Origin of the sequence: Pseudomonas sp. (assembly GCF_030696055.1) — a bacterium.
Classification (GTDB): Bacteria; Pseudomonadota; Gammaproteobacteria; order Pseudomonadales; family Pseudomonadaceae; genus Aquipseudomonas.
The window spans coordinates 1-1,268 of record NZ_JAUYNP010000299.1 but is presented as its reverse complement, the minus strand read 5'-3'; the positions used below and the strand labels follow the sequence as shown (position 1 = coordinate 1,268).

The 1,268-nt window shown below is 62.9% G+C and carries 1 protein-coding gene and 1 pseudogene; both read left to right on the top strand.

What is annotated here, in order from left to right; translation table 11 throughout:
* Positions 1–76: 76 nt before the first annotated feature.
* Positions 77–232, top strand: a pseudogene (locus Q8Q83_RS18000) (sodium-independent anion transporter); the annotation flags it as partial.
* Positions 233–304: 72 nt separating this feature from the next.
* On the top strand, positions 305–1,153 hold the full coding sequence (locus tag Q8Q83_RS17995; RefSeq protein WP_305625499.1) for a universal stress protein: 849 nt from the start codon (positions 305–307) through the stop codon (positions 1,151–1,153).
* The last annotated feature ends 115 nt before the right edge of the window (positions 1,154–1,268 follow it).

Sequence of the window (1,268 nt, the reverse complement as noted above, 5' to 3'; positions counted from 1 at the left end):
CGCTTTTTCGGCCGTTTTTGCCTTGTCTCGGCTGCCTCGCCTACATTTTTCAACAGCCTGTTAGCTGGAACTCCAGCGCAATCTGCAGAAGTTCCCGCTCTCCAGCCATAGCCTCATGCTTGCCACAGTGGCGGTCACTGTCTTCACTCACTATCTGGCCTATGGCGTATGGGTCGGGGGGCTGCTGACGGCGACGTGCTTCGCCAACAAGATCGGCCACTTCCTCTATGTTTAACGCCCCTGGCTTGTATCCAGAGGGGCGACCTAGGTCGTTGTTCAACGGCCTGCTAGCAAGGAGAACAACGTGTCCCACGTAATGGCTTGTATCGATGGCTCCCTGTCGTCCCCGACTGTGTGTGATTACGCCGCCTGGGCCAGCTTGCGCCTCGACGTACCGCTGACCCTGCTGCACGTCCTGGATCACAAGCAATACCCGCCGCCCACTGACCTGTCCACTATCGACCTGGGCAGCCGTGAGCAACTGTTCCAGGAGTTGGCGGAGCTGGACGAACAGCGCAGCAAACTGGCCCTGGAGCAGGGCCGCCTGGCCCTGGAAGCAGCCAAGCAACGGACCCAGCGCGACGGTGTGATTAATCCGCAGTTGCGCCAGCGCCATGGCGACCTGGTGGACTGCCTGCAGGAGCTGGAACAGGACATCCGCCTGCTGGTGATCGGCCGCCAGGGCATGACCAGCGACAGCCTCAGCCAGTTGGTCGGCAGCCACCTGGAGAACGTGATTCGCACCCTGCACCGGCCGATCCTGGTCAGCTGCGGCGAATTCAAGGCGCCGCACAGCTATATGCTGGCCTACGACGGCAGCTTCACCGCGCACAAAAGCCTCCAGATGATCGCCGCCAGCCCGCTGCTCAAGGGGCTGCCCGCCCATCTGGTGATGGTCGGGGCCGATACCAGCGCGGCCTGGGAACAGCTCAAGAGTGCCGAGCGCGTGCTGCAGGACTCGGCCAGCTCGGTGCAGCTGGCGATCTGCGCCGGCGATGTCGAGCCGGCCCTGCACGCCTACCAGATCGAGCAGGGCATCGACCTGCTGGCCATGGGCGCCTACGGCCACTCGCGGATTCGCCAGTTTCTGGTCGGCAGCACCACCAGCTACCTGCTGCGCACCAGTACCAGCGCGCTGCTGATCCTGCGCTGAGTCAGCCGCGAGCCTCCTGCGCCCAGCCCGGCAGCTGAACTCAGTGGGTAGATTTCCCCGGATTTTATCCGGGCTACAAAAAAAGGCTATGCCCCAATTACGTGTTGCACGCAGC